The following is a 25,543-nucleotide window of genomic DNA, read 5'->3' on the forward strand; positions in this document are numbered from 1 at the left end:
CATGACCTATTTTCTTCTCGCCTTCGCCGTCTTCCTCCTGCTCCATATGGTGCCGGCCTGGCCGGCGCTGCGGCAGGGCCTGATGGACCGTCTCAGCCGCTCGACCTATTTCATGGTCTATTCGCTTCTGTCGCTGCTCGCCCTCGGATTCGTCTTTCACGCAGCACTGCAGCTTGATTTCATCCCGCTCTGGGAGCCGGCTGCCTGGCAGGCCTGGGTGACCTTCGTTCTGGCGCCGCTTGGCATCTTTTTCGTGCTGGCCGGCCTCTTCAGCGAGAACGCGCTGTCGATCTCGATTTATGAGGGAAGCGAACGGCCGGGCGCCATCGTGACGATCACCCGCCATCCTGTGCTCTGGGGCTTCCTGCTCTGGGCCGCCGGTCACATCGTACCGAACGGCGATCTGCGTTCGCTCGTGCTTTTCGGCGGCCTCGCGCTGTTTTCGGTCGGCGGTTTCTTCATGCTCGAAAAGCGTGCCCGGAGGCGTCTCGGGGTTAGTTGGCAAACAGCCTCGAAGGGCACATCGGTCTGGCCCTTCGCAGCCGTCATCAGGGGCGAAACCCGTTTGCGTGCCGATCCCGTGATGATCATCGCCGCCTTTGCCACCGTCACGATTGCCGTCTGGCTGCTGCTTGGCGGGCACGAGGTTCTCTTCGGCGCCGACCCCCTGCTTCAGGCTAGTGCACTCGACTAGCCTTCGCCTTGCCAGGCCCTTGCCAGCGGCGCTATCGGCAGCGCCAGCAGATCGATCGCCCGCGCCGCCAATGGCATCGACGGTCGCCGGGCGGTGAAAGAAGGCCGGCACCGGCGGCATGATGATTGCGCCCATTTCCGTGACGGCGCACATGTTGCGCAGGTGACCGAGATGCAGCGGAGTCTCGCGCGCCATCAGAACGAGCCTGCGTCGTTCCTTCAGATGCACGTCGGCCGCACGAACCAGAAGATTGTCGGCCATGCCGCCGGCGATCGCCGCCAGCGTCCGCATGGAGCACGGCGCCACGATCATGCCCGCGGTCGAAAACGACCCGCTGGCAATCGCCGCGCCGATGTCTGCGTGGTCGTAGGTTCGGGCGGACTTCTGCAGCAGGCAAGGAAGCCCGTCCGCGCCAACCTCGTGCGCAAGCGTGCGGTGTGCCGCCGGCGATAGGACGAGATGCAGTTCGACACTGTCGACTTCGGCGAGCCGCATCGGCGATGCGCACGGCAATCGCTGCCCCGGACGCACCGGTAACGCCGAGAACGATTTTCATCCGGTTCATCGCGTGACGCCTCCAAGCCCGAGATCAGCCCAGATCGCGTCGACCTGACCGATGACCGCCGGCGACATCTGCAGCACCCGTCCCCATTCACGATCGGTCTCGCTACCGATCTTGTTGGTGGCGTCGAGTCAAGGCTCATCGCATAGGGCTCCCATGCCCGAACTGCCGGGCAACGGCGCTGCTTGACAGCCGCATAGGCGCCTCATATGGTACACCTGTATACAGGTATAGCTGTTGCTGTCTAAAAGAATGGGGAACATCATGCTTCGGTCTTATCTTGCGGCGGCGCTCGCCGGCGTTGCCTCGCTTGCAAGCGCTTCTTACGTCCATGCCGGTCCTGTCTTCGACGAGGTCGTTTCAACCGGAAAGCTGATCTGCCTGGTAAGCCCGAGCGCGCCGGGTTTCTCGGTACCGGACAGTGCCGGCGTCTTTCAGGGGTTCAATGCGGATTTTTGCCGGATGGCCGCAGCCGCCATTCTCGGTGACGCCGGCAAGGCCGATATTCGCGGCATCGGTTTTTCAGATTCGCTGAAGAGCCTCGTCTCCCGGCAGGCACACATGGCGTCGCGCTCGGTGACGGAGACGGGCACGCGGTCGGCCGACCCCGGCTTGTCCTTCGTCGCCACGACCTTCTATGACGGGCAAGGCTTCATGGTGCCAAAGTCGCTCGGCGTGAAATCGGCAACCGAGCTGAAGGGCGCGACGATCTGTGCCGAGGATGGATCGACAACGCTTCTCAACATCGCAGACTGGTTTTCTGCGCAAGGTCTCGAGTACAAGGTCGAAAACATTGCCGACAAGACGGCGCGCCTGCAGGCGTTCTTTGCTGGAAAGTGCGACGTCTACGCCTCTGACATGACCGCCCTTGCGGCCGACCGCCACCTCGCCAAAACTCCGGCCGACTACGAGCTTCTGCCCGAAGTGATCTCCGCCGAGCCCCTCACCCTCGTCACGCAGCCGGACGAAGCTCTGCAAAGGGCCGTGCGCTGGGGGTTTGAAGTCATGCTCAACGCCGACGAGCTTGGCCTCAACTCGACGAATGTCGATGCTGCTGTCGCCCATCTGGACAAGCAGCCGAAGGCTGTACAGCGCTTGCTCGCCAAGGACGGCGCGACCGCCGACATGGCCGCGAAGATGAAACTGCCGGCCGATTGGGCCTATCAGGTCATCAAGCAGGTGGGTTCCTATGGCGAGGTGTTCGATCGCCACCTCGGCCCATCGACACCGTTCAATCTCAAGCGCGAGGGCAGTTTGAACGCTTCGTCCAAGGATGGTGGCCTGATGTATGCCTATCCGATACGGTGAGGCGTTCATTGTCACAAGTGGGGCAACGCGTGATGACCGGCGGCGAGCTGGAGGGCGACATCGGGGACCTCGTACCCATTCGGGCCACAGTGGATTGCCCAGCCGGTGGTCGCCTCGTGACTCTCGGCGCTCCCGGTCTTTCCATCGGCCACCGCGGTGACGCATGGCTCGATCCAGAGGGGGTCGAAAGAGCGATCGATGCGCTGGTCCGACGCGACGCCTCGTTGTTTCTGTTCCTGGCGCGGGACGAAGATTGCCCCGCAGGGCTCCGGCTCCTGCTGCGGCAGCGCGTGAGGCAGGCAGGCATCGCCTTTGCGGCGCTGCCGATCGATGATTTCGCCGCGCCGGGGCGGGCATGGATCAGAGCCTGGCGGCGTCTGGAAGGGTATGTATCGGCAACCCTGGCTCAGGATCGGACAATTGCTCTGTGCTGCAGTTATGGTGCTGGCAGGAGCGGCACGGTTGCGGCCTACATACTCAACGAACGGGGCCTCTCGGTCAAAGAGGCCCTGTTCAGGATACGAGACCAGTTTCCGGAATCCGTCGAAAGCCCTCTTCAGGAAACCTGGCTGCACGAGCAATTCAACGACCGCAAAAGAGCGGTCGAGACCAATGGAGGTCCTAAGACGTGAGTTTGCCGCAAACATCGAGGTCCGGTCCGCCACGTTCCGAGGACATGTTGCAGGAGCTGCGCTTTCGCATCTGCAATACCGATCCCGATACGCCGATCATGCTGCACGAGGGCAAACTGGCGCAGGAGTTCGGCGTCAGTCGGACGCCGATCCGGCAGGTGCTGCAGCGGTTGTCGTTTGAAAGGTTGCTGGAAACGCGCTCGGGCGTCGGCACGGTCGTGAGCGCCCTCGACCCCGCCGAATGTGGGCTTCATTTCTCAATGTTGTCGGACATGCTTCGGCTCTGCACGCGCTGCTGCGCGGAAAGCTACACCATGCAGTCGCGCATCCAGATCGCGGCGATTGCAGAATTGTCGGCAAAGCCTGGCAACGATCCGCTCGCGAGCTACTTCGCCATTCGCGCGCAGTTTCTCGAACTGGCGTCTGGGCTGGTGCGTGATCCGATCATCGCCGAGGCGCATGCGGCGCTGCACTGGCGGGCAATTCGCTGGCGCATGCAGGCAGCGCGAGCCGACGTCGCTGGCGCATTTGCAGCGCTGCGCAACGTGGTCTCGAAGCTTGCAGAGACGGAGAAGCCGGCCGGGCTGCTCGCGTGTCTCGCCGACGAGCCGGCAACGACAGCATGACCCCCGCCATCATCCCCTTCCTGCGGCCCGTCCATTTGCCGACTGGCGTTCCGGGCGAGCTTTGGCTTGGCCCGATGCCCGGCCGCCTGCGGCCATTGTCCGACGATCTGGACGCGCTGCGCCGGCAACGGATCTCCCATGTGGTCAGCCTCACGCCGATTGGCGAGATAGAAGAGAAGGCGCCGGACTATGCCAGCGCCTTGGCCAAGGGGTTAGGCATTGCGGTCACCCGTTTCCCGATCGCCGATTTTGGCGTGCCTGATGACGAAGACGGCTTTTTGGCTACAGCCGATCAGGCTGCGATCGCGCTTGCGGCCGGCGCCAGCGTCTTTGTCCATTGCGCCGCCGGGATTGGCCGCACCGGCACAGCGGCTACATGCATTCTGTTGGCCCTTGGGCTCAGCCAGACTCATGCCGCAAGGCTTGTCGCCGATGCCGGATCGGGACCCGAGACCGAAGCGCAGAAAGAGCTGGTGGTCCGGATCGCCGGATCCGTGGCGTCGCGCAGCCCGGCCGAAGTACATCCTTGAGGCGACTATGGATCAGAAGCTGATATCTCCTGTCGCACAGAGCAGTCCGCCGAAGAAAGCGCTGGACATTTCCTGGTTGGATATCGGTGCCGGCCTTGCACTGATCGCGGTGTTCGCTCTGGTGGCGATGAACATCCATTCCAACATGGTCGCAGCTGGCATCCAGCCAGGGTTTTCATTTCTGACGCAACAGGCCGGCTTCGATCTTAGCGAGAGCTTGATCCCTTATGGGGCCAGCGACAGCTACCTGCGGGCGATCCTCGCGGGCCTCGCCAACACGATTGCCGTCGCAGCAGCCAGTCTCGTGGTCGCCTGCGCGAGCGGGCTGCTGGTTGGCCTGCTCAGCGTCAGCGCTCAGGCACCTGCGCGCCTGCTTGCGCTTGGCTATGTCGAGCTGTTCCGGAACCTGCCGAAGATTCTCGTCCTGCTGGTGATCTTCGTTGCGGCGGTGAATGGCCTGCCCGCGGTCCGGCAGGCCATCACCTTCGGGCCGCTGACGATTTCCAACCGGGCGATCTATCTTCCATGGCTCTCGGACGACCCACGCAACAGCCGCTGGCTGCTTGCGTCCCTCGTGGCCGTTCCCGCGGCGAGCGCGCTTTGGCTGCGCCGGGTTGCACGGCGCCAGGCGCAGACCGGCGTGCGCGGCACTGCATGGCCCGTCGTCATTGCGATCGCGATCGTCGTGCCGACCGCCCTCGCCTTCGTGCTCAAGGCGCCGCTTGTCTTGTCATGGCCAAAACTCGAAGGCTTTTCCGTAGGAGGCGGCGTCGCTTTTTCCATCCAGTTCTGCACGGTCGCGATCGCGCTTGGACTTTATCACGGCGCACAGATCGCTGAGGTTTTGCGCGGCGGCATCCGGGCCGTGCCTGCCGGACAGATCGAGGCGGCGGCCGCACTCGGCCTGAAGCGCGGCCGCATCACCCGGCTCATCGTCCTGCCCCAGGTGCTGCGCATCATTATCCCGCCGCTCAACAACCAGTTCGTCAATCTGCTGAAGAACACCTCCATCTCGATCGCCGTGGGCTATTCCGACCTGATGTCGGTGGCCGGCACCACCATCAACCAGACATTCCGGCCGCTGGAGACCATGCTGATCACCATGTCGATCTACTTGGCGCTCTGCCTTGTGCTTGCCGGCACCTTGAACCATTGGAGCGCCCGTATTCGCGCCCGGGAAGGACGCGGAACGCGATGAACGTGGACGTTGCACTCTCAGGCCGCCCGCACAGCAAAGCGCAGGCGCGTTGGGGCAGGCTGCCGGCGCTGGGACCCTCGACCCTGTTGTCGCTCGCCTGCGTCGCGCTGGTGCTTTACATCGGCTGGATCACGCTCGACTGGTTGTTGCTTTCGGCAGTTCCGCCCTGGGCCAATGCCGAGTTTTGCGGGACTGCGAGCGGCGCCTGCTGGCCGTTTTGGGTGGAGAAGACGCGCTTCATCCTGTTTGGCACCTACCCGTTCGATTTGCAGTGGCGGCCGATGGTGGTCTGCATGCTGCTGCTTACTTTGTCCATGGCGACCGGTCAGATGGCGGTTTGTGGGCGGTGGGTGGACGTTCGTCTCCTTGTTGGCAGTTGGGTCGCCGGCATGATCGCCAGCTTTGTGCTGATGGCGGGCGGCGTCGCCGGTCTGGCGCCGGTTGATGCGACGCGATGGAACGGCCTGCCAATCCTGCTCATCCTCTCCACCATCGCGCTGGCGCTGGCGCTGCCGGTGGGTGTGCTTCTGGCGCTGGCGCGCTACCAGACACGCCACCGGTTCATGCGTCGCGCGGCCGCCGCCTATGTCGAGATCATGCGCGGCATGCCGATGGTGACGCTGCTCTTCGTCGGTGTGTTCGTGCTGCCGCTCACGCTTCCCAAGGGCATGGCAATCGACCCGATTGTCGCTGTGCTGATCGCGCTCGTCTTTTTTCACGCCGCCTATTTTGCCGAAGACGTCCGCAGCGGCCTCCTGTCGCTTCCCCCCGGCCAACACGAGGCTGCGTCTTCGCTCGGGCTCGGCTTCTGGCAAACGGCAAGGCTCGTGCTGTTGCCGCAGGCGATCGAGCGGTCAATGCCTGCACTCGTCAACAGCACCATCGGTGCCTACAAGGATACCTCGCTGGTCGTGATCCTCGGTCTACACGACCTGAGCGCGACCGCCCGCATGGCCTTCAGTGACGTCGCCTGGGGCAACCAGGCGCTGGAGGCCTATGTCTTTGTCGGTCTGTGGTTTCTGTTGTCCTGCTCATATCTTTCTTGGATCGGCCGACGGCTTAGCGCCAGCGCCACGACACGCGCGCACTAAAGTCGAAGCGACACGGAACGCGGACCGCACGCCCGTGCCCCCCGTGTCGGTTCGGTGCGCCCTTCGCTCTTCAGGTTCTGCGAGAGGCGCTGCGCGAAATTGGTTCATGACTCGTGCTGCACTTTGGGCATGCATTCATTCGCAATGGCGAGAAAATTTGCAAGCGCCGCGTTTTCGTCGTTGCTGCGCCAGATCAAGCCGGTCTCGACCGTGGGAACAGGCCCGGAGAGCGGCCGGTAGCACACCCCCTCCCGTTGCAATCGGGTCATGGACATCGGAACCAATGCAACCCCCATTCCGGCGGCGACCAGCCCGATAATCGTCCGCATCTGTATCGCCTCCTGGAAGACGGAGAAGGTCGCACGGTCCTCGGCAAAGTAACCGGAAACGAGATCATGAAAGATCGGCGCGGACCGACGCGGAAAGAGGATGAGCGGGGCGGCAAAAAAGTCCGCTGGCGCGAGCGCTTCGCCGCAAAAGCCGTCGCGCCTTGCCTCGATCCACTGCGACGGAACGGCGGCGACCAGCGGTTCACGCAAGATAGGAAGATAGGTCAAAGTCTGGCTCAGCGCGGTCGATGGCGGCGCGATGACAATCCCAACGTCCGTCTCGTGTCTCAGCAGCGCGTCGATCTGCAGGTCGCTCGTCGCCTCCCGCAGCGAAAGCTCGACATGTGGGTAGGAGGCTCGAAAGCGACCGACGATCGCGGGCAGCAAGCTGTAGTCAACCGGAATGATCGGCATACTGCGCGCCAATATTCCGGCCATCTACGTCTATGGTGGCCCAATCAAGCCAGGCCATTGGAAAGGTCAGAGCCTGTCCGTTGTCTCCGCCTTCGAGGCCGTTGGTGCTTACATGGCCGGAAAATTGAGCGATGAGGATTTTGAGGGTATCGAGCGCAATGCCTGCCCGACAACCGGCTCCTGCGGCGGCATGTATACCGCCAACACGATGAGCTCGTCGTTCGAGGCGCTGGGCATGTCGCTGCTCTACTCCTCGAACATGGCCAATCCCGACCGGGAGAAAATCGACAGCACCGTCGAGCGCGCGCGTGCCCTGGTCGATGCGGTGAGGGCCGGCTTAAAGCCACGGGACATCGTCACACGGCAGTCGATCGAGAACGCGGTGGCACTGGTGATGGCGACAGGTGGTTCGACGAATGCGGTGCTGCACTATCTCGCAATCGCGCATGCCGCCGAGATCGACTGGACGCTGGAGGATTTCGAGCGTGTGCGCCGTCGGGTGCCGGTGATCGCAGATCTCAAGCCATCCGGCCGCCATATGGCGGTTGACCTCCATCAGGCCGGCGGCGTTCCGCAGATTCTGAAGCTGCTGCTGAACGCCGGCCTTCTGCATGGCGACTGTCTGACGATTACCGGCAGGACCATCGGCGAAGAACTTTCCGGCGTGCCTGAGGAGCCCCGGACGGACCCGGATGTCATCCGGCCACTCAAGGCCCCGCTTTATCGCGAAGGGCACCTTGCGATCCTCAAGGGCAATCTGGCCGAGGACGGGGCGGTGGCAAAGATCAGTGGCCTCAAACACCCGGTGATGACCGGCCCGGGCCGGGTCTTCAACGACGAACAAACGGCCATGGACGCCATTCTATCCGATCGCATCAAACCCGGCGATATTGTCGTCCTTCGCTATCTCGGCCCGAAGGGCGGACCGGGCATGCCGGAAATGCTCGCCCCTGCGTCTGCGATCATCGGGCGGGGTCTCGGAGAGAGCGTCGGCCTCATTACTGATGGGCGCTTCTCCGGCGGGACGTGGGGCCTGGTGGCCGGGCACGTCACCCCGGAAGCATTCGAGGGAGGAACCATTGCGCTGGTTGAAGATGGTGATCAGATCACGATCGACGCTCGTCGCCAGCTCCTGCAACTGGACCTTCCGGACGAAGAGATCGCGCGGCGACGGGCCTTATGGCGGCAGCCAGAGCCGCGATATCGGCGCGGCGTCTTGGCGAAGTTTGCGGCTTTGGTCCGCCCCGCCAGCGAAGGTGCCGTCACAGGCTGATGTTCCGAATGCAGAGCGGCGGCGACCGTGTGGCGCCTTTGCTCGCACGGCAGCCGACGGTTGCTGCTTTCTCAGGATGAGTGGGCTGCGGCAGCCTCTGCGGCTGTCGGTTTGCCGAAGAGGTTCAAGGCGGCGTATTGCAGCAGCATGATCGTCTTGCCATCGCGAATTGTCCCGGATCGGATCATCGCCAGCGCCTCGTCAATGTCGACTTCCAGGACGGCAATATCCTCTCCTTCGGCCTCGTTGCCACCGCCGGCGGAAGCCTTGTCGCCCGGCTGGTATTCGCCAACGAAGAAGTGCAGTCGTTCCGTTACGGAGCCTGGGCTCATGAATGCGTCGAACACCTGACGCACGTCACGCACGCGAAAGCCCGTCTCCTCTTCCGTTTCCGCCCGGATGCGCGCTTCCGGTTCGGCATTGTCGAGCAGTCCGGCCGGCGCTTCGATGAGGAGGTCGTCATGACCGTTGACGAAGGCTGGATAACGAAACTGACGGGTAAGGATTACCGTGCGGCGGTTCGGATCGTAGAGAAGGATCGTTGCACCGTTTCCGCGATCATAGGTTTCGCGCGACTGTCGCTGCCAGTTCCCGTCGCCGCGCAGAAAGGAGAATGTCGTCTTTTTCAGGACGTACCAGTCATTTGAGAGGATGGTGACATCCTCCACGCGAACGCGGTGCGCAATCGTCATCGTGACCTCCTTCATTGCGACAAGGTTGGCAGAAGGCCCATTCCTTGTTTGAAGGCAAAATCGTGCATTTTCGTGCAATGTCAAGATAAATCATGCAATCAAAGATGATGCTCCTCCCGCAAAGTACCCGCCTTGCGTCGCAGGTTACCCTGCGACGCTTCGTTCTGCGGATCGTGGCGGTCGGCATCGGGGATTAACGCAGCGGGAACGCCACCGGCCGGATCGGCGCTGCGTCCGCGCCGCGGAACTTCAAGGAAGCGCCGATGAATGCGAACTCGTAGACCCGGTCCTTTGACAATTCCTCGAGGTTGATAAGTTCGATGATCGGGGCGCCCTGCTGGGCGAGCAGATAGGTATGAACGGGTATGTAGTTGTTCGCGGTCTCCGCGGGAAACGCCTCGAAGCTGAGGTTGTCAGCGCCCACGACCATGGCGCCGCCGTCCTCGACAAGGAACTTCGCCGCGTCGATGCTCAATCCCGGAGGGTTTGTCATGTAAGCCGATTTGTCCTCGTAATGCTGCATGCGTCCGGTGCGGATCAGAACGACGTCGCCCTCCGCCAGCGTCACCCCCTGGCTGTCGAGCGCCCCCTGGAGGTCGTTGCGCGTGATCCTGTAATTGTCTGGAAGCATCCGCATGCCTTTGGCAGCTGCGACATCGATCATCACGCCGCGGGCAACGATTGGCGGCAGCTTTTCCGCGCCTGTGACAGTCCAGCCCTGGTCCCCCAAGTGGTCGGCCGCCGCATAGCCATTCCATATCTTGCCATTCAGGCCGAAGTGATTGAGCGCGTCGATATGCGTGCCCATATGCGCGTACATCGAAACCGCCGAGCCGGTATAGCTGACATGCTGGTTCATTTCCTTGCCGACCTTCATCGGGTCGGAGACCGCCGTGCCGTGCGGCGTATGGGTCATCCACATCTGATATGGCGGGTCGCCGGCCGCCTCCCAACTCGGCATGCCAATGAAGTACTCAACCGCCAGATCGTAGGACTTGGCCCCTTCGATGCGCGCAAGAATGGCGGCGCGAGATTGGGGCGTGATCAGGTTGAGACGTCCGATCTCGTCCTTGGGTCCCCATGGGCTCTTTCCGACCTCTTGCGCGGCGGCCGTGCCGCCAAGAAGGCCGGCGACAAGGGAGGCGACCAAGACCCGGCCGACAACTGCGGTGTTGAACATGATGAACTCCTTTTTCTGGTCTTCCCTCGAAATCAGGAAGCTGAGTTCACCTTATTGCTGGCATTGACGAGAATAATCAGAGATAAACGGAAAACATAATTTACTGTGGAGAAAATATGGACCTCTTGGCGGTCATGCGTTCATTCCGCCGGGTCGTCGAGCTTCAGAGCTTCAACAAGGCGGCGGAGGAACTTGGGCAATCAAATGCGTCGATCAGCAAGCAGATCCGGCAGTTGGAGCAGCGCCTTGGCACTGTCTTGATCCTGCGCACGACCCGGCGCATGAGCCTGTCGGAGAACGGGCGCGGCTATTTCGCCGAGTGCTGCCGCCTTCTCGATGAACTCGACCATTTGGAGCGCACGACCTCAGGAGAGGCGGGCGAGGTCAACGGCCGGCTTCGTCTCAACGCGCCCTTGTCCTTTGGATTGACGGTGCTCGCACCGATGCTCGCCCGTTTCATGACCCTTCATCCGCAGTTGAAGGTCGATATGACGCTAGACGACCACGTGCTCGACGTCGTTTCGGAGGGGTTCGACGTCTCCATCCGCGTGCGCGCGGCGCTGACGGATTCCTCGCTGATTGCCCGGCGGCTTGGCGACATCGAGCAGATCATCTGCGCTGCACCCGGCTATCTGGCGAGCCACGGCACGCCGACGGCAGTGAGTGATCTCAAGAACCACGATTGTCTGACCTATCGCCTGGCCGACCAGCCCGGCAGCTGGGTGCTCGAAGGACCCAACGGCGCTGCCAGCGTTGACTTGCCTGCCCGCTTTGTCGCCGACAACAGCTTGATGCTGAGCGAGATGATCCAATCGGGCATCGGTATCGGCGTCTTGCCGTCGTTCATCGCCGACCCGTTGCTTGCCAGTGGCAGGCTCCTGCGTGTCCTGCCCGGACATCAGCTTGCGCAACGCGGTATCTACGTGGTTTATCCGACCAACCGCCTGTTGCTGCCCAAAGTAAAGGTCTTTACCGAGTTTCTCGCGGCCGAGTTTCGCCAGGCCGGGTTTTAGGAACGCCCAGCCTGCCTGCAGCTTTTGAGCCGGATGGTGAGGTTCACGCGAAATTGTCGACGCTGGCGCCGCCCATGATCTTGAGGTTGAAGGCGGTGTCAGACGCATGCGGGACCCGCATGTTATTGGCTGCCTCTGTGAATTAAGGACAATGGTTGCTTTCCAAATGTTATTGACATCCGAAGATCGCGCGCGTATTTTAGAAACTAGGTAGTTTCCTAAATGGTGAGATATCGCTTCAGCCCCGCTGCGCCGGGGAAAGGAACCGGACATGAGCCAGCTTCAAGCAGTCATCAGTCACGAGAATGCCCTGCCGACGATGGAGAGCATTCCGGCCATCGAGGCGCCGCGGGCGTTGCCTGCGGCCCCTGCGACGATCGCAGCGGAAACGAACGTGCCACGGAGGCGCTGGCTGCGTAACCTGCTGTTCGCATCGGCAGCCGTCGCTGTCGCGGCTGGCGCAGCTGATTTCAGTTGGCAGTATTGGACAGCGGGTCGCTTCCAGGTGTCGACTGACGACGCCTATGTGAAGGCAGACAGCACAACGATCGCACCTAAGGTTTCCGGCCACATCGCCGCGGTGCTCGTGGCTGACAACGAGAAGGTCAGCGCCGGCCAGATCCTCGCCAGGATCGACGATCGCGACTTCAAGGTCAGCCTGGAACAGGCCAGGGCGCAGGTCGAGGCCGCCGAGGCCAACATCACCAACAAGCAGTCGGCACTTGCCGCCCAGCAATCGGCGATCGACGCGGCGAAAGCGACGGTAGAGGCGGACCGGGCCGATCAGACCTTCGCGGAACAGGACGATAAGCGCTATTCGGAGCTGGCGAGGCAAGGCTTCGGCACCATTCAGAACGCACAACAGGCCGCCTCACGCATTGCGGCTGCCCGCGCGGCTGTTACGCGCGACAGCGCGGCCCTTGCCAATGCGGTCAAGCAACTCGACGTGATCAAGGCGGAGCTTGCTCAGGCGAAGGCGGCTCTCGACAGCGTCAGGGCGGCCGAGCATCAGGCTGAACTCAACCTCTCCTACACCGCCCTCGCCGCCCCGATCGATGGCGTGATCGGCAACCGCACCTTGCGCGTCGGCCAATATGTCCAGGCGGGCACGCAGCTGATGGCAGTGGTCCCGACGGATGAAGCCTATATCGTCGCCAACTACAAGGAGACGCAGCTTGCGGATGTCCATCCCGGCCAGGCGGTGACGATTGAGGTGGACACCTTCCCCGGACAGATCTTTGAGGGACATGTCGACAGCATATCGCCGGCCAGTGGCCAGGAATTCGCACTGCTTCCGCCCGACAATGCGACGGGCAACTTCACCAAGGTTGTGCAACGCATTCCGGTGAAGATCGTGCTCGATCGCAGCCGACCGATTTCGGTGGCGCTGAGGCCCGGTATGTCAGTCTATCCGACCATCGACACCAAGCAGATGGCGACCGAACTCGCCGCGGTTCCAAGGAACATAAACTGACGGCGGTCAGCCGCCGGCTCGCCAGCCACAGTATGGCAGGAGGATATGATGTCCACCACAACGCACGCGGCTTTGCCCGGCTCAATCGGCACCGGCATCGCCACGACAGCTTCATCCGAGAAGGCAAGCACGACGGCATGGATCGCGGTGCTTGCCGGTTTGATCGGCGCCTTCATGGCGATCCTCAACATCCAGATCACCAACGCCTCGCTGCTCGACATCGAGGGGGGCATTGGCACAGGCGTCGACAACGGCGCCTGGATATCGACCTCCTACCTGATCGGCGAGATCGTCGTGATCCCGCTTGCCGACTACTTCAGTCGCGTCTTTTCCTTCCGGCGCTACATGCTCGCGAATGCCATTCTGTTTCCCCTGTTCTCCGCGGCTTGCGCCTTCGCGCATGACCTTGGCTCGATGATCGCGCTGCGTGGACTGCAGGGAGTTGCCGGCGGCGTGCTCATCCCAATGGCCTTCACCATGATCCTGACCAGGCTGCCGAAGGCGCAGCAGCCATTCGGACTGGCGCTGTTTGCGCTGTCGGTCACATTTGCGCCGGCGATTGGCCCGACGATTGGCGGCTATCTCACCGAAAACTATGGCTGGCAGTCGATCTTCTTCGTCAACGCGCCACCGAGCATCATCATGGTCGTTGCGCTCTATTTCACGCTTGAGAAAAAGCCGATGCAACTGTCGCTGCTGAAGGAGGGCGACTGGGCCGGTATCGTGACCATGGCCATCGGGCTTTCGGCGCTGCAGACCGTGCTGGAGGAAGGCAACAAGGATGACTGGTTCCAGTCGCCGTTCATTGTCAAGCTTGCCTTGGTTGCTGCTGTGTTTCTGATCGCCTTCGTCATCATCGAGCTCAGGGTCGAGAAGCCGCTCGTCCAGTTGCGCCTGCTCAGGCAGCGCAATTTCGGCGTCGGTGTGCTCGTCAACGTGCTCGTCGGCGTCGCACTGTTCGGCACCGTCTACATCCTGCCCCAGTACCTCGGGCAGGTGCAGCGCTACAATGCCGAGCAGATCGGCCTGGTCCTCGCCTGGACCGGCCTGCCGCAGCTGCTCATCATTCCGCTGGTGCCGATGCTGATGAAACGGTTTGACGCGCGTTACATCGGCTTTGTCGGCATCAGCATCTTTGCCGCCAGCTGTTTCATGAACACGACCCTGTCGCTCGATAGCGCCGGCGACCAGTTCTTCATGCCCAATATCGTTCGCGCCATCGGCCAGGCACTTGTCCTGACCCCGATTACGGTGATCACGACGGCCGGTATTGCCCCGAGCGAGGCAGGTGCTGCCTCGGGCCTGTCGAACATGCTGCGCAATCTTGGGGGCGCAGTCGGCACGGCGACGCTGGCGACGGTGCTGACCAAACGGGAGCAGTTCCATTCGAACATAATCGGGCAGTCGGTTACGATCTACCGGGATGAAGTCCGTGATAGAATTGGCGATCTGACGCAGCATTTCATAGCGCGCGGCGTGACGGACGTCGCGGTTGCCCAACACAAGGCGATCGCCGCGATCGGTGCCACGGTCCGTCGCCAGGCGCTCATTCTGGGCTTCAGCGACACTTTCGCCGTGATCGGATTTGTACTCGCCCTCGCCGCGTTGGTGCTGCTCCTTACCCGAAAGGTTCAGGTCGGTGGAGGTGCTGGCGGCGCCCATTGAAACACCAATCTCCAGCGGACAAATCAAGCGAAAAGGAGACCGCGAATGAGCAACTCCGGACCCGATCGGCTCTATCTCGACGACCTCCATGTGGGGCAACGCTTCAGGAGCGCAAGCCAGAGGATCGGCGAAGATGAGATCAAGGCATTTGCCGCGCAGTTCGACCCTCAGCCGTTTCACCTCGATGAGGCTGCTGCCCGGGAAACGCTGTTTAAGGGGCTGGCCGCAAGCGGCTGGCACACGGCTGCCGTGACGATGCGTCTCAATGTCGAGACGGGTTTGCCCTTGGCAGGAGGCCTTGTCGGAGCCGGCGGGGAAATCAGTTGGCCGGCTCCGACGCGTCCCGGCGACAGCCTGCACGTGGAAAGCGAAGTGGTCGAGCTTATCCCCTCGCGCTCAAAACCCGATCGGGGTATTGCCGTTGTCATGATGCGCACGATCAACCAGCGCGATGAGGTCGTCCAGATACTCAAAGCGAAGCTCATGGTTTCGCGCAGGCCAATTGGCCGGCACTGACGGAACTGACGGGCACCACCATCCTCATGGTGGCGCTGAAATTGTTGTGGGACGGCGTCTCCGGCTACCTCGGCTGATTTCCGCTTGCACATGTTCAAGCGCGGCGCGGATGCCGAGCCTCTGGATTTCCGATGGGTTGGATCGTACTGTCGCCCGACGCCGAACGGTGCCCAACCGACGCAACTGTGCAAATGACAAGTAATTCATAGATGATGCCGAACAACCGTCCGATTCTTGAGCGGCCGCTCTATCTTGTCGCCCTTTGGTGTCTTTTCCTGTTCGTTGGCGCCGGAATTCTGGCCGCGCTTGAGCGCCAGGCACTCGTTGCGGAACTCGAACGGGAAAGCACGGCGCTGCATAGCCTCGCCTCCCAGCGCGCTGACCAGCACGATGCGCATCTGACGGCGTTGTCGGCCGTGGCGGTGGCCTCCGAAGGGCGCAGGCACGATCTGTTCCTCGATGTTGCGCGCACGATCACCCGGTTCTATCCGCGCATCGATGAAGTGCAGCTTGTCCCTCTGGACCCGGCAATCGAGACCATCGGGACCACTCCGCTCGACACCGCGACGGCGGACCTCGTCCGCGCGGCGGCAAAGGCTTCGGATGGGCGGATCGCTCTGCTTGCTCACCCGCAGCGGCCAGACCACTACATCATGATCAAGCGCAGTCCCAACACCGCAGAGGCCCGCTACGGCCTGATGTTGGGAATTGACGCGGCAAGACTGATCGGCGACGGCGGGCCATTCTGGTCCCGGCGGGAGGTGGCGGTAAGCCTTTTCCTGCCGGATGGCCACTCGCTCCTGTCTTCGCCCGCGCTACCCGGTGCGATCCGGTTTTCGAAGGCGCTCGGGAGCGCCTCCCAGCCGTTGCGGCTTGAGACAGGCAGGGAGATCGGCCTCACCGGCATGTTTCCGCCGCTGCGCACCGGCCTGACGCTTCTTGCAATCAGTCTTGCCTATCTGGCGGCCCTCGCGGCCTTGCGTCAACGCGCGCGAACCCGCGCCGCAGTGCAGCAGGCAACATTAAGTGCCCTGGAATCGCGTCTCACCCACGCCTCGCGCGTCAACGCTCTTGGCGAAATGGCGAGCGGCATGGCGCATGAACTGACCCAGCCCTTGACCGCTATCCTGGCGCAGGCGCAGGCCGGGCGTCGCCTGTTGGCACAGGGGCAGTATGAGGCGCTCGCCCCGGCGCTGGATGACAACGTGGCACAGGCGCGCCGGGCGTCGGCCATACTGGAAAGATTTCGCAACTGGTCCCATCCGCACGCCGCACCGCCCGCCGCCTTCGACTTGCGTGCCGCGCTGGCGAACGTGAAAGCCTTGCTGGAGCCGGAGGCCGCGTCCCGCGGCGTGCAGCTTGATTTTCTGGTTCCCGAGACACCCGTGGTCGTCGTAGCCGACCCGGTGGAAATCGAGCAGGTGGCGTTCAACCTGGTGCGAAACGCGCTTGAGGCCCTGGACGGGCAGCCGCACGATCGGGGACGGGTCGCCGTAACCTTGGCCGACCAAGGGTCGAATGCGGTCTTCGAGGTCTCAGACGACGGCCCCGGCATTGCTCCAGACATTCGCCCACGGCTGTTCACGCCGTTTACGACCACCCGCGTCGGTGGCACCGGCCTTGGGCTTGCGCTCAGCCAGCGCCTCGTCGAGCGCGCGGGCGGCGAAATCGCCCTTTTGGAGACCCATCATGGCGCAACGTTCCGGGTGGTTCTGCCGCGCGGGCCCAAGATCGAGGAGGCCTTGCAATGACCGTTCCCGTCTACCTGGTCGATGACGACGATGCGGTCCGACGCGCCCTCAGCCTGCTGCTTTCGACCGTCGGCATCAAGGTCACCGCCTTCGCGGATCCGCAGGCCTTCCTCGCGCAGCTGTCGCGCCTCGAGACCGGCTGCCTCATCCTCGATATCCGCATGCCCGCCATATCCGGGCTGAAGCTTCAGGAGAAGCTTGCCGAACGCGGCGTGGACTGGCCGACGATTGTCATCTCCGGTCACGGCGACATCGAGGCCTGCAGGCGGGCCTTCCGCAATGGCGCGATCGATTTCCTGTCGAAACCCATCGATGAGCAGGATCTGATCGACGCGATCCACAAGGGGCAGGAAACGCTCGTGCGCGCGATGCAATTGCACGCGGAGAAGGCCGAAACTCTTGCTCTGCTGGCCGCACTCACGCAGCGCGAGCGTGAGGTTCTCGACCGGATTGCCGCGGGGTTCACCACCCGCCAGATCGCTGAAGGACTTGGCCTGTCGCCGCGAACGGTCGAAAGCCATCGCGCAGCCATCGGCGCCAAGCTTGGCAGCACTTCGCAAGCGGAGATGACGCGCCTCTGGCTTGAGGGAGGAAAAACTCCGTAGAACTACGGAGATCGACGAAAGGCCTACGAATGTCGGTCGGGTGCGAAGACGAATAACCTTTCCATATCAACAGGAAAGGAACCTATGATGATCCGCAACATCGTGCTTGCAGCAGCCCTTCTCGCCCCCGTAGCCGCCACGGCCCAGGAACTGCCGACTTCGGCCTATCTGCCGCTCGATATGGCCGTGAAGGCCGCTGAGGCCGCAGTGAAGGCCTGCGCTGCCGAAGGCCACAACGTCAGCGTCGCTGTCGTCGCACGCGATGGCGCGACCAAGGTGCTGCTGAAGGCTGACAACTCCGGACCTCACACCGGAAACAGCGCCCAGGGCAAGGCCTTTACCTCGGCTGCAATGGGTCGCGACACGGCCGCTCTCGGCGAGTTCATTGCCTCGAAGCCTGCCAATGAAGGACTTCGCGACATGGATGCACGTATGGTGATCCAGGCCGGCGGCGTTCCGATCAAGTTCGGCAAGGCGCTGGTAGGCGGTATCGGTGTCGGCGGTGCGCCGTCGGGCGACATCGACGCAACCTGCGCAAGCGCCGGCCTTGCCGCCATCGGCGCGAAGTGAGCCACGCTGCGGAAGGTCCCTGCCCTTGAAAAGGCAGCGGACCTCTCCATTTAAAGGCCACTACCCGTTTCGAGAGCTCAGACCATTGCCGCCTCTGGCGTGCGACGGCAGCCCTCCGGGTTCGAACAGGGCGCTCCCCGACAAGGGTTGAGCGCCCTGTTCATTTTGAGACGATCGGCGGCTTCAGGCCGGCGACCGGTCTACCATTTCTTGCTGAGCTTGAACGTGACCGTGCGGGCGTCGCCGTATCCGCAGACGAGAATGCCGCTGCAGCCGCTGACATAGTGCCTGTCGAACAGGTTCGTGACGTTCAGAGCGGCACCCCAGTCGTTCTTTTCGTAACGCAGGCCGGCGTCAAAGACCGTCAATGACGGCACTTTTGCCGTGTTCTCCTTGTTCGCCCAGCTTTCGCCACGGTAGCGAACGCCAGCCCCAAGGCTGACACCCTCGAACACGCCCTGCTGCACCGTGTAGTCGATCCAGAGCGAGGCCTGCCTATCGGGAACCAGATAGGGCGTCTTTCCGACCAAAGCCGCGTCCGCATCTTCCGTCACCTCGAGATCGGTGAAGTCGAGGCCCGCGATCACCTTCCAGCTTTCGTTGATGTTGATCTTGCCTTCGAGTTCGATGCCGCGTGAGCGCACCTCGCCCGTCTGCGTGGAAATGCTGGTAAAGGGGTCGGTGACAAGGGCGTTGCGCTTGGTCAGCTGGTAGATGGATGCCGTCAGCACGCCGTCGAGCAGCGTCGGTTCGTACTTGACGCCAGCTTCGAACTGCTCGCCTTCCTCGGGCTTGGTGTTACCGGTCGCCGTCACCGCCACGACCGGGTTGAAGAAGGTTGCGACGCTGACATAGGGCGTCAGGCCGTTGTCGAGCTCGTAGGCGAGACCGGCGCGGCCGCTGACTGCCCCTTCGCTGTAGTCGAAGGTCGAGTTCTGCGTTGGCGCCCAGAACGTCGGCCCGTTCTCGGTCTTGGTGTCGACGTAGTCGTAGCGGCCGTTGAGCGTCACCAGCCAGCCGTCGCCGAAACGGATCTGATCCTGCGCATAGACACCCAGCTGCTGCTGCGTCACCACCTGGTTGATGTAGGTGGCATTGGCGGGCTGCGGCGCGCCGTAGATCGGGTTCGTCGCGCTGATCGGCGTTCCGGCCGAGGACGCCTGGACATGGTCGAGGCGGTAAAGCTTGTAGTCCAGGCCAACGAGAAGCGTGTGGTCGAGTGCTCCGGTCTCGAATTCGCCCTCGAGCCTGTTGTCGACGGCGAAGGTATCGACCTTGGAGGTTGCCTCGAAACCAAGCCGATAGAGCCGGTTGTCCGGGGTGGCCGGCACGTTTGACACCGGGAAAGGCAGGCTCGGATCGTAGTAGCCGTAGGTGTAGGGGCCGTTCTCGTGCTTGTAGAGGTGGCCGTAGCGCAGGTTCTGGCTGAATTGCCAGCCGCTGTCGAACTCGTGCTTGAACTCGTAGCCGAGCATCTGCTGGACATAGGTGCCGGTGTCGATGTCCGGTTCGCCGAAGAAAGCCTTGCGATCGATCTTGCCGAAAGGTGCGTCGACGACCGTGCCGACATAGGGCAGAAAACCGTTGCCGGTGTGGACTTGATCCAGACCCTGCAACAGGCCGTAGACGGTCAGGCTCGTCGTGTCGTCGGGCTGATAGGTGACCTGCGGCAGTATGAAGCCGCGCAGGTCTTCTGAGTGGTCGGTGTAGTTGTCGCCGCCGGACACCTTGCCGGTAACCCGGTAGCTGATGGCATCGTTCAGCGGCCGGTTTACGTCGACGGCCAGAAACGCATTGCCGTTACTGTTGATACCGGTCTCCGCGTTGGCAAAGGTCTCGTCGAGGGGGCGTTTGCTGACCAGACTAACAATGCCGCCCGGGTTAGCGCCCCCGTAAAGCACCGAAGCCGGGCCCTTGAGTACCTCGACACGTTCCAGCATGAAGGGATCGACCTGGAAGCCGCCGAATCCGTACGAGAACAGGGTGAGGCCGTCGAGGAAGACACCGGTCTGTGACGCGTCGAAGCCGCGAATGTAGAACCAGTCGGTATCCGGATCGACGCCGAAAGGCTCGGCCATGACACCGGGCGTATAGCGCAGCGCCTCGTCGACCTTGTTGACGACACCGCGGTCGTCGAGTTCTTCGCGTCCGATGACGGAAACACTCTGGGGAACCTCTGCGATCGGCGTCGCCGTTTTCGAACCGGTCGTCGTCGCCTTGGCGACGTAGCCCTGAACCGGACCGGTCGCATCATCCTCGGCTTTGGTGCCCTTGACCTCAATCTTTTGCAGCTGTGTCACAGGCGCGTCCTGTGCAAGCGCCGCCCCAGCAGCCAAAACCGCGACACAGGCGGCCCCGCTTGCCAGCCATTCCGTCAACCGCGCCGCCTTACCTCTTACCATCATTGCCCTGTCGTCCCACGCCGATCCACCGCACGACCCCTTCCGGGTGCGGCTTCTGCCCCTCTGATAAGATGAGTGTTTATATCAACTATTCGATCGACTCTTGTCGCGATCAGCGGAAATTGAACGTTCCTGGGCTATTCACAGCGAACATCGGCTCAGTGCAGATGATTTTGCTCAGCTCAACCGGCTGCGTTTCCACAATGCCGGCGTGGTGCCGACGACCCTCCGGAAGATCCGGGTGAAGTGCGCCTGATCGGAAAATCCGGTTTCGGCGGCGATGGCCGTGAGCGACACCTCGTTCTTCAACAGCAGCGTCTTGGCCTTCTCGACCCTGGCATTGGTTTGCCACTGATGCGGGGCCATGCCGGTCGAGGCTTTGAAGGCGTGACTGAAATGCGATTGCGACAGCCCGGCAAGGGACGCCAGCTCCTCCAGGCGGATATTGCGGCTGCTGTTTTCGTCGATGAACTCGACCGCACGGCGAAGCTGCCAGGTGGCGAGCGGGCTGCGTTTGCGTGCGTCGCTGCGATTGAGCTTCATCAGGTCGATGAACAGTGCGACCGTCAATCCGTCGCCGTAAAGGTCGTGCAACGGCTGCGGATTGAGGCACTCGGCGGCGATCAGCTGCGCGAGTTGCAGAAAGCGCTCGTCGTGGAACATCAGCCGCGGCGTGTCGTAGCGGTCGGCATCGAGATCTTCCATCAAACGCCGGCTGAGGATCTCAAGGTTGAAATGCAGGTCAAGATGGCGGATGTAGCTGACATCGACGACATCCGCCCAGATTTCCATGCCTGCGGGAATGTAGGAAAGCGCCTGCCGGTGATCGTTTTGCACTGAGCCGCGGCTATCGGGAGAAAGCTTGACGTTGCAACGGGCGCCACCCTGCGCCTCGAGGACGATAAACATGCGCGGATCGTCGGATACGTAGTGCCCACCGGCTTGCGTCTCGCACTCGACATCCCAGACGTCGGCGACGATGCCGTTCCATTCCCTGCGGTGCAAGCCGCCGAGCACCTTGAACCCGGAAATCCTGTTCTGCATCCGCGGCTGAAACGACATCGACGCTTGTCCAACGCTAAAAGAGGCGAGACGACGCCTCAGGCTTATTCCTTCCTCTTTTACTCATCTTTAATGTGCAGCGGAAGCCCCGAAGCAAGATGGCGGACGACGGATGCTGTGGAGGGCCTGTCGCGCTAAGCGACCCTTCGGCGATAGACGATCCACACGCCGGCGGCACTCATGGCCGCGAGCGCGAACCAGGTGAGCGCGTAGACAAAGTGGCTGTTGCGAAAACGGACGACGGTGAGCCCGCCGATCGGCAGACCGCCGGGATTGGGGGATGCGTCTGCATCGACGAAATAAGGCGCGACATCGCTCAGCGCCTTCGACGCAGCGATGGCGGCGACGTCGCGGGAGAACCAACGGTCATTTGCCGGATCGTTCGAACGTAGGAAGGCGCCGCCAGGTTCAGTAATGCGCAGCAGACCGGTGACTGTAGCGGTTCCGACGATCTCGCCTTGCGCGCGGGCAGCAGGGTCGCGGCGATCCGACGGCACGAAACCGCGATTGATGAGGATCGTCGAGCCGTCTGCAAGGATCATCGGCGTCAGCACCCAGAAGCCGGCGCCACGCTCCGTGACCGCCTGCACCAGAACCGACTTGCCGTGGAGGAAGGTGCCGATTGCGCTGACACGCCGATATTCGTCCTTCTCCCTGGTCACGTACTCCCAGTCCGGTCGCGAGGGCGCCGGCACGGTTTCAGCATGAACGCGGGCATCCACGCGGGCGATAAGGTCAAGTTTCCAGGAAAGGCGCTGAACCTGCCAGGTCCCGAGCGCGACGAACACGGCGACGAGAAACAGGAGCGCGCCTGTCAGCGTGAGGCGCGCGCGCGAGGAGGACGACTTTCCGTCCCCGCTCGACTGGCTTTCCATGGTCATCTTCGTTACAGCCTGCGCGACCTGCCGTCAGGGCATGTTCTTCATTATCTCGTGCGTCATTGGCATCATGTTGGTGTTGAGATGATGCATCACCCAGAGCGATCCGGCGAGCGCGATGCCGACGATCACGATCGTGAAGATCAGCGCCATCAGCGTCCAGCCGCCTTCTGAGCGCGCATTCATGTGCAGGAAGTAGATCACGTGCACGATGATCTGGACGACACCGATGCCCATGACGAGCACAGCCGTCAGAAGCTTGCTGTCGAGCGCGCCGCTCATGACCAGCCAGAACGGGATGGCCGTCAGGATCACCGACAGGATGAAGCCGGTCAGGTAGCTCTTGAACGAACCATGGCCGGCGGCGTCACCGGGGTGGCTGTGCGCGTGATGGGGCTCGAACGCGCTCTCGTGGCCAGAATGCTGCGAACTCATCCGAGAACTCCGAGCAGGTAGACGAAGGAAAAGACGCCGATCCAGATGACGTCGAGGAAGTGCCAGAACATCGACAGGCACATGAGCCGGCGCCGGTTTTCCGGGATCAGCCCGCGTTTGCCGACCTGCACCATCAGCGTGATCAGCCAGATGATGCCGAATGTGACGTGCAGCCCATGGGTGCTGACAAGCGTGAAGAACGACGACAGGAAGGCCGAACGCGTCGGACCGGCACCCTCGAGGATCAGGTGATAGAACTCATAGAGTTCCACCGCCACGAAGATTGCGCCGAACACGCCGGTGACGCCGAGCCAGAACAGCGTCTCCATCTTGGCGTTGCGCTCCATCTGGAGCATGGCAAAGCCGTAGGTGATGGAGGACAGGAGCAGCATCGCCGTGTTGAAAGCAACGAGGCCGAGGTCGAACAGGTCGGCTGGTGACGGCCCCGCCGCGTAGTTACGGCCGACGACGCCGTGCGTGGCAAAGAGCACGGCAAAAATCAGGCAGTCACTCATCAGGTAGAGCCAGAAACCCAGCATGGTGCTGTGTTCCGGATGATGCTCTTCCGTCAGGTAGAACTGCGGCGTCTCGTTTTCTTGGACTTGGGTTTCGCTCATCGTCTCAGGTCCGTTCCGCCAGCAGCTTGGAGCGCGCATCCTCGGTCGCCGCCACGGTCTCGGCGGGGATGAAGAAATCACGGTGATAATTGAAGGTATGGCCGATCGCGACGGCAATGATGGCGATGAAGGACACGGCCGCCAGCCACCAGATGTACCAGATGAGCGCGAAAGCGAGCGCGACGCTGATCCCGGCGAGAATGACGCCCGTGCCGGTGTTCTTCGGCATGTGGATCGGCTTGAAGCCTTCGAGCGGGCGCTCGTAGCCGCGGCTCTTCATGTCGTACCAGCTGTCGTGATCGTGCACGACGGGCGTGAAGGCGAAGTTATAGTCCGGCGGCGGCGACGAGGTCGACCATTCGAGCGTGCGGCCATCCCATGCGTCGCCGGATGTTTCGCGCAGTTGGTCGCGACGGAGAAAGCTGACGATCAGCTGCATGATGAAGGACGCAATGCCGATCGCGATCAGGACGGCGCCGAAGGCGGCGATGATGAACCAGATCTGCAGCGACGGGTCCTCGAACTGGCTGACACGACGGGTAACACCCATCAGGCCGAGCACATAGAGCGGCATGAAGGCGAAGAAGAAGCCGATCTGCCAGAACCAGAAGCTCATCTTGCCCCAGAAGGGATCCAGCTTGTAGCCGAAGGCCTTGGGCCACCAGTAGACGAGGCCGGCCATCAGCCCAAACAGAACGCCGCCGATGATGACGTTATGGAAGTGGGCAATCAGGAACAGCGAGTTGTGCAGCACGAAGTCGGCCGGCGGGATCGCCAGCATGACGCCGGTCATGCCGCCGATGACGAAGGTCACCATGAAACCGATGGTCCACAGCATCGGCAGTTCGTAGCGGATGCGGCCGCGATACATGGTGAAGAGCCAGTTGAACATCTTGGCACCCGTCGGGATCGAAATGATCATCGTCGTGATGCCGAAGAAGGCGTTGACCGAGGCGCCCGAACCCATGGTGAAGAAGTGGTGCAGCCACACCAGGTAGGACAGGATCATGATCACGCAGGTGGCGTAGACCATCGAGGTATAGCCGAACAGGCGCTTGCCGCAGAAGGTCGCGACGACCTCGGAGAAGATGCCGAAGGCCGGCAGGACGAGAATGTACACTTCGGGGTGACCCCAGATCCAGATGAGGTTGATATACATCATCGGATTGCCACCAAGGTCATTGGTGAAGAAGTTCATGCCCAGGTAGCGGTCGAGCGAAAGCAACGCGAGGGTCGCGGTCAGGATCGGGAAGGTCGCGACGATCAGGATGTTGGTGCAGAGCGAGGTCCAAGTGAAGACCGGCATCTTCATGAAGGTCATGCCCGGAGCGCGCATCTTCACGATCGTGGCGATCAGGTTGATGCCTGAGAGCGTCGTGCCGACGCCCGCCACTTGCAGGCCCCAGATGTAATAATCAACGCCGACGCCGGGACTGTAGTCGGCACCCGAAAGCGGCGGATAGGCGAGCCAGCCGGTGCGGGCGAATTCGCCGACGAACAGCGACATCATGATGATGATGGCGCCACCGGCGGTCATCCAGAACGAGAAATTGTTGAGGAAGGGGAAGGAGACGTCGCGCGCGCCGATCTGCAGCGGCACGACATAGTTCATGAAACCGGTGACGAAGGGCATCGCCACGAAGAAGATCATGATCACGCCGTGGGCGGTGAAGATCTGGTCGTAGTGATGCGGGTTGAGGTAGCCCTCATTGCCGTTGAAGGCGATCGCCTGCTGCAGGCGCATCATGATGGCATCGGCAAAGCCGCGCAAAAGCATGATGATCGCCAGGATGATGTACATGATGCCGATCTTCTTGTGATCGACCGAGGTGAACCACTCGTGCCAGAGATAGCCCCAGAGCTTGTACTTCGTGACCAGCGCGAGGACCGCAAGGCCAACCACCGCCACGACCGCGAAGGTCACGACGAGAATGGGCTCGTGATAGGGGATCGCTTCTAAGGTCAGCCGCCCGAAGATGAGTTGTGTGAGGTTGGTGTCACCGAACATGGTTCGTCCAATATGTCT

At 62.2% G+C, this 25,543-nt stretch carries 25 protein-coding genes and 1 pseudogene; 15 read left to right on the forward strand and 11 right to left on the reverse strand.

The window, feature by feature from the left end; genetic code table 11:
• The first annotated feature begins 1 nt into the window (after window position 1).
• Window positions 2–694: an NnrU family protein gene (locus tag BBX50_RS13325; RefSeq protein ID WP_065775865.1), complete on the forward strand. Its 693-nt coding sequence runs from the start codon at window positions 2–4 to the stop codon at window positions 692–694.
• Here the strand turns inward: BBX50_RS13325 and BBX50_RS29310 are convergent.
• Window positions 691–1,259: pseudogene (locus BBX50_RS29310) on the reverse strand (UbiX family flavin prenyltransferase). The gene BBX50_RS13325 and the pseudogene BBX50_RS29310 overlap by 4 nt on opposite strands.
• A gap of 261 nt (window positions 1,260–1,520) precedes the next feature.
• Between BBX50_RS29310 and BBX50_RS13330 the strand changes: the two are divergent.
• The 6 genes from BBX50_RS13330 to BBX50_RS13355 all read left to right on the forward strand — a co-directional run bounded on the left by BBX50_RS13330 (window position 1,521) and on the right by BBX50_RS13355 (window position 6,641).
• The gene (locus tag BBX50_RS13330; protein ID WP_065775808.1) at window positions 1,521–2,564 is read left to right on the forward strand and encodes a transporter substrate-binding domain-containing protein; all 1,044 of its coding nucleotides are present in this window, start codon (window positions 1,521–1,523) and stop codon (window positions 2,562–2,564) included.
• A 32-nt stretch (window positions 2,565–2,596) separates the two neighbouring features.
• Window positions 2,597–3,196 carry a dual specificity protein phosphatase family protein gene (locus BBX50_RS13335; RefSeq protein ID WP_065775809.1) on the forward strand — a complete coding sequence of 200 codons (600 nt, stop codon included), beginning with the start codon at window positions 2,597–2,599 and terminating at the stop codon, window positions 3,194–3,196.
• A complete protein-coding gene (locus BBX50_RS13340) occupies window positions 3,193–3,822 on the forward strand; it encodes a GntR family transcriptional regulator (RefSeq protein ID WP_139108486.1) in 630 nt (209 codons plus the stop codon). Before BBX50_RS13335 ends, BBX50_RS13340 begins: the two co-directional genes overlap by 4 nt.
• Before the next feature lie 95 nt (window positions 3,823–3,917).
• Window positions 3,918–4,352 carry a tyrosine-protein phosphatase gene (locus BBX50_RS13345; RefSeq protein ID WP_161490871.1) on the forward strand — a complete coding sequence of 145 codons (435 nt, stop codon included), beginning with the start codon at window positions 3,918–3,920 and terminating at the stop codon, window positions 4,350–4,352.
• A gap of 7 nt (window positions 4,353–4,359) precedes the next feature.
• Entirely contained in the window at window positions 4,360–5,550 is a 1,191-nt protein-coding gene (locus BBX50_RS13350) for an ABC transporter permease subunit (RefSeq protein WP_065775812.1), read from the forward strand.
• Window positions 5,547–6,641, forward strand: a complete 1,095-nt coding sequence (locus BBX50_RS13355; protein ID WP_065775813.1) for an amino acid ABC transporter permease — start codon at window positions 5,547–5,549, stop codon at window positions 6,639–6,641. The genes BBX50_RS13350 and BBX50_RS13355 overlap by 4 nt, the downstream gene beginning before the upstream one ends.
• Before the next feature lie 104 nt (window positions 6,642–6,745).
• On the opposite strand, the gene BBX50_RS13360 is transcribed toward BBX50_RS13355, so the two are convergent.
• Complete coding sequence (locus BBX50_RS13360) at window positions 6,746–7,384, reverse strand: LysR substrate-binding domain-containing protein (protein ID WP_065783912.1); 639 nt, start codon at window positions 7,382–7,384, stop codon at window positions 6,746–6,748.
• Between BBX50_RS13360 and BBX50_RS13365 the strand changes: the two genes are divergently transcribed.
• Window positions 7,374–8,657: a dihydroxy-acid dehydratase gene (locus BBX50_RS13365; RefSeq protein WP_083213668.1), complete on the forward strand. Its 1,284-nt coding sequence runs from the start codon at window positions 7,374–7,376 to the stop codon at window positions 8,655–8,657. The two genes, BBX50_RS13360 and BBX50_RS13365, sit on opposite strands and share 11 nt — an antisense overlap.
• Before the next feature lie 71 nt (window positions 8,658–8,728).
• On the opposite strand, the gene BBX50_RS13370 is transcribed toward BBX50_RS13365, so the two are convergent.
• The gene (locus BBX50_RS13370) at window positions 8,729–9,349 is read right to left on the reverse strand and encodes an NUDIX domain-containing protein (RefSeq protein WP_065775866.1); all 621 of its coding nucleotides are present in this window, start codon (window positions 9,347–9,349) and stop codon (window positions 8,729–8,731) included.
• A 193-nt stretch (window positions 9,350–9,542) separates the two neighbouring features.
• Complete coding sequence (locus BBX50_RS13375) at window positions 9,543–10,529, reverse strand: cyclase family protein (protein ID WP_065775815.1); 987 nt, start codon at window positions 10,527–10,529, stop codon at window positions 9,543–9,545.
• A 116-nt stretch (window positions 10,530–10,645) separates the two neighbouring features.
• Between BBX50_RS13375 and BBX50_RS13380 the strand changes: the two genes are divergently transcribed.
• From BBX50_RS13380 to BBX50_RS13395, 4 genes are all read left to right on the forward strand, one after another.
• On the forward strand, window positions 10,646–11,542 hold the full coding sequence (locus BBX50_RS13380; RefSeq protein WP_065775816.1) for a LysR family transcriptional regulator: 897 nt from the start codon (window positions 10,646–10,648) through the stop codon (window positions 11,540–11,542).
• Window positions 11,543–11,813: 271 nt separating this feature from the next.
• The gene (locus BBX50_RS13385; protein WP_065775817.1) at window positions 11,814–13,016 is read left to right on the forward strand and encodes an HlyD family secretion protein; all 1,203 of its coding nucleotides are present in this window, start codon (window positions 11,814–11,816) and stop codon (window positions 13,014–13,016) included.
• A gap of 48 nt (window positions 13,017–13,064) precedes the next feature.
• Window positions 13,065–14,681 (forward strand): DHA2 family efflux MFS transporter permease subunit, encoded by a 1,617-nt coding sequence (locus BBX50_RS13390; protein ID WP_065775818.1) that lies wholly within the window; start codon window positions 13,065–13,067, stop codon window positions 14,679–14,681.
• Window positions 14,682–14,726: 45 nt separating this feature from the next.
• Window positions 14,727–15,197 (forward strand): MaoC family dehydratase, encoded by a 471-nt coding sequence (locus BBX50_RS13395; protein ID WP_065775819.1) that lies wholly within the window; start codon window positions 14,727–14,729, stop codon window positions 15,195–15,197.
• Window positions 15,198–15,400: 203 nt separating this feature from the next.
• On the opposite strand, the gene BBX50_RS30745 is transcribed toward BBX50_RS13395, so the two are convergent.
• Window positions 15,401–15,595 (reverse strand): hypothetical protein, encoded by a 195-nt coding sequence (locus BBX50_RS30745; protein ID WP_244513152.1) that lies wholly within the window; start codon window positions 15,593–15,595, stop codon window positions 15,401–15,403.
• Between the two features lie 18 nt (window positions 15,596–15,613).
• Between BBX50_RS30745 and BBX50_RS13400 the strand changes: the two genes are divergently transcribed.
• The 3 genes from BBX50_RS13400 (at window position 15,614) to BBX50_RS13410 (ending at window position 18,123) form a co-directional block, all read left to right on the forward strand.
• Window positions 15,614–16,948: an ATP-binding protein gene (locus BBX50_RS13400; RefSeq protein ID WP_244513151.1), complete on the forward strand. Its 1,335-nt coding sequence runs from the start codon at window positions 15,614–15,616 to the stop codon at window positions 16,946–16,948.
• Complete coding sequence (locus tag BBX50_RS13405; RefSeq protein ID WP_065775821.1) at window positions 16,945–17,553, forward strand: response regulator; 609 nt, start codon at window positions 16,945–16,947, stop codon at window positions 17,551–17,553. The genes BBX50_RS13400 and BBX50_RS13405 overlap by 4 nt, the downstream gene beginning before the upstream one ends.
• A gap of 87 nt (window positions 17,554–17,640) precedes the next feature.
• On the forward strand, window positions 17,641–18,123 hold the full coding sequence (locus tag BBX50_RS13410; RefSeq protein WP_065775867.1) for a heme-binding protein: 483 nt from the start codon (window positions 17,641–17,643) through the stop codon (window positions 18,121–18,123).
• Between the two features lie 200 nt (window positions 18,124–18,323).
• Here BBX50_RS13410 and BBX50_RS13415 read toward each other — a convergent pair whose 3' ends face one another.
• From BBX50_RS13415 to cyoB, 6 genes are all read right to left on the reverse strand, one after another.
• On the reverse strand, window positions 18,324–20,528 hold the full coding sequence (locus BBX50_RS13415; protein ID WP_065775822.1) for a TonB-dependent siderophore receptor: 2,205 nt from the start codon (window positions 20,526–20,528) through the stop codon (window positions 18,324–18,326).
• Window positions 20,529–20,702: 174 nt separating this feature from the next.
• On the reverse strand, window positions 20,703–21,587 hold the full coding sequence (locus BBX50_RS13420) for an AraC family transcriptional regulator (protein ID WP_065775823.1): 885 nt from the start codon (window positions 21,585–21,587) through the stop codon (window positions 20,703–20,705).
• 134 nt (window positions 21,588–21,721) lie between these two features.
• Window positions 21,722–22,468 carry an SURF1 family protein gene (locus BBX50_RS13425; protein ID WP_065775824.1) on the reverse strand — a complete coding sequence of 249 codons (747 nt, stop codon included), beginning with the start codon at window positions 22,466–22,468 and terminating at the stop codon, window positions 21,722–21,724.
• 27 nt (window positions 22,469–22,495) lie between these two features.
• A complete protein-coding gene (cyoD, locus tag BBX50_RS13430) occupies window positions 22,496–22,900 on the reverse strand; it encodes a cytochrome o ubiquinol oxidase subunit IV (RefSeq protein ID WP_065775825.1) in 405 nt (134 codons plus the stop codon).
• Window positions 22,897–23,517: a cytochrome o ubiquinol oxidase subunit III gene (gene cyoC, locus BBX50_RS13435; RefSeq protein WP_065775826.1), complete on the reverse strand. Its 621-nt coding sequence runs from the start codon at window positions 23,515–23,517 to the stop codon at window positions 22,897–22,899. Before cyoC ends, cyoD begins: the two co-directional genes overlap by 4 nt.
• A gap of 4 nt (window positions 23,518–23,521) precedes the next feature.
• On the reverse strand, window positions 23,522–25,525 hold the full coding sequence (gene cyoB, locus BBX50_RS13440) for a cytochrome o ubiquinol oxidase subunit I (protein ID WP_065775827.1): 2,004 nt from the start codon (window positions 25,523–25,525) through the stop codon (window positions 23,522–23,524).
• Window positions 25,526–25,543 lie beyond the last annotated feature (18 nt).

Source organism: Ensifer sp. LC11 (assembly GCF_001695835.1).
Taxonomy (GTDB): Bacteria; Pseudomonadota; Alphaproteobacteria; order Rhizobiales; family Rhizobiaceae; genus Ensifer.

Bases quoted from the DNA above. Each gene is read 5' to 3' on its own strand.
- BBX50_RS13360 (WP_065783912.1), bottom strand. From the start codon at position 7,384: ATGCCGATCATTCCGGTTGACTACAGCTTGCTGCCCGCGATCGTCGGT.
- cyoB (WP_065775827.1), bottom strand. From the start codon at position 25,525: ATGTTCGGTGACACCAACCTCACACAACTCATCTTCGGGCGGCTGACC.
- BBX50_RS13365 (WP_083213668.1), top strand. From the start codon at position 7,374: ATGATCGGCATACTGCGCGCCAATATTCCGGCCATCTACGTCTATGGT.
- BBX50_RS13385 (WP_065775817.1), top strand. From the start codon at position 11,814: ATGAGCCAGCTTCAAGCAGTCATCAGTCACGAGAATGCCCTGCCGACG.
- BBX50_RS13405 (WP_065775821.1), top strand. From the start codon at position 16,945: ATGACCGTTCCCGTCTACCTGGTCGATGACGACGATGCGGTCCGACGC.
- BBX50_RS13375 (WP_065775815.1), bottom strand. From the start codon at position 10,529: ATGTTCAACACCGCAGTTGTCGGCCGGGTCTTGGTCGCCTCCCTTGTC.
- BBX50_RS13355 (WP_065775813.1), top strand. From the start codon at position 5,547: ATGAACGTGGACGTTGCACTCTCAGGCCGCCCGCACAGCAAAGCGCAG.
- BBX50_RS13350 (WP_065775812.1), top strand. From the start codon at position 4,360: ATGGATCAGAAGCTGATATCTCCTGTCGCACAGAGCAGTCCGCCGAAG.
- BBX50_RS13380 (WP_065775816.1), top strand. From the start codon at position 10,646: ATGGACCTCTTGGCGGTCATGCGTTCATTCCGCCGGGTCGTCGAGCTT.
- cyoD (WP_065775825.1), bottom strand. From the start codon at position 22,900: ATGAGTTCGCAGCATTCTGGCCACGAGAGCGCGTTCGAGCCCCATCAC.
- BBX50_RS13390 (WP_065775818.1), top strand. From the start codon at position 13,065: ATGTCCACCACAACGCACGCGGCTTTGCCCGGCTCAATCGGCACCGGC.
- BBX50_RS13410 (WP_065775867.1), top strand. From the start codon at position 17,641: ATGATCCGCAACATCGTGCTTGCAGCAGCCCTTCTCGCCCCCGTAGCC.
- BBX50_RS13335 (WP_065775809.1), top strand. From the start codon at position 2,597: ATGACCGGCGGCGAGCTGGAGGGCGACATCGGGGACCTCGTACCCATT.
- BBX50_RS13395 (WP_065775819.1), top strand. From the start codon at position 14,727: ATGAGCAACTCCGGACCCGATCGGCTCTATCTCGACGACCTCCATGTG.
- BBX50_RS13415 (WP_065775822.1), bottom strand. From the start codon at position 20,528: ATGATGGTAAGAGGTAAGGCGGCGCGGTTGACGGAATGGCTGGCAAGC.
- BBX50_RS30745 (WP_244513152.1), bottom strand. From the start codon at position 15,595: ATGCGCATCGTGCTGGTCAGCGCGCTGGGAGGCGAGGCTATGCAGCGC.
- BBX50_RS13425 (WP_065775824.1), bottom strand. From the start codon at position 22,468: ATGACCATGGAAAGCCAGTCGAGCGGGGACGGAAAGTCGTCCTCCTCG.
- cyoC (WP_065775826.1), bottom strand. From the start codon at position 23,517: ATGAGCGAAACCCAAGTCCAAGAAAACGAGACGCCGCAGTTCTACCTG.
- BBX50_RS13420 (WP_065775823.1), bottom strand. From the start codon at position 21,587: ATGTCGTTTCAGCCGCGGATGCAGAACAGGATTTCCGGGTTCAAGGTG.
- BBX50_RS13325 (WP_065775865.1), top strand. From the start codon at position 2: ATGACCTATTTTCTTCTCGCCTTCGCCGTCTTCCTCCTGCTCCATATG.
- BBX50_RS13330 (WP_065775808.1), top strand. From the start codon at position 1,521: ATGCTTCGGTCTTATCTTGCGGCGGCGCTCGCCGGCGTTGCCTCGCTT.
- BBX50_RS13370 (WP_065775866.1), bottom strand. From the start codon at position 9,349: ATGACGATTGCGCACCGCGTTCGCGTGGAGGATGTCACCATCCTCTCA.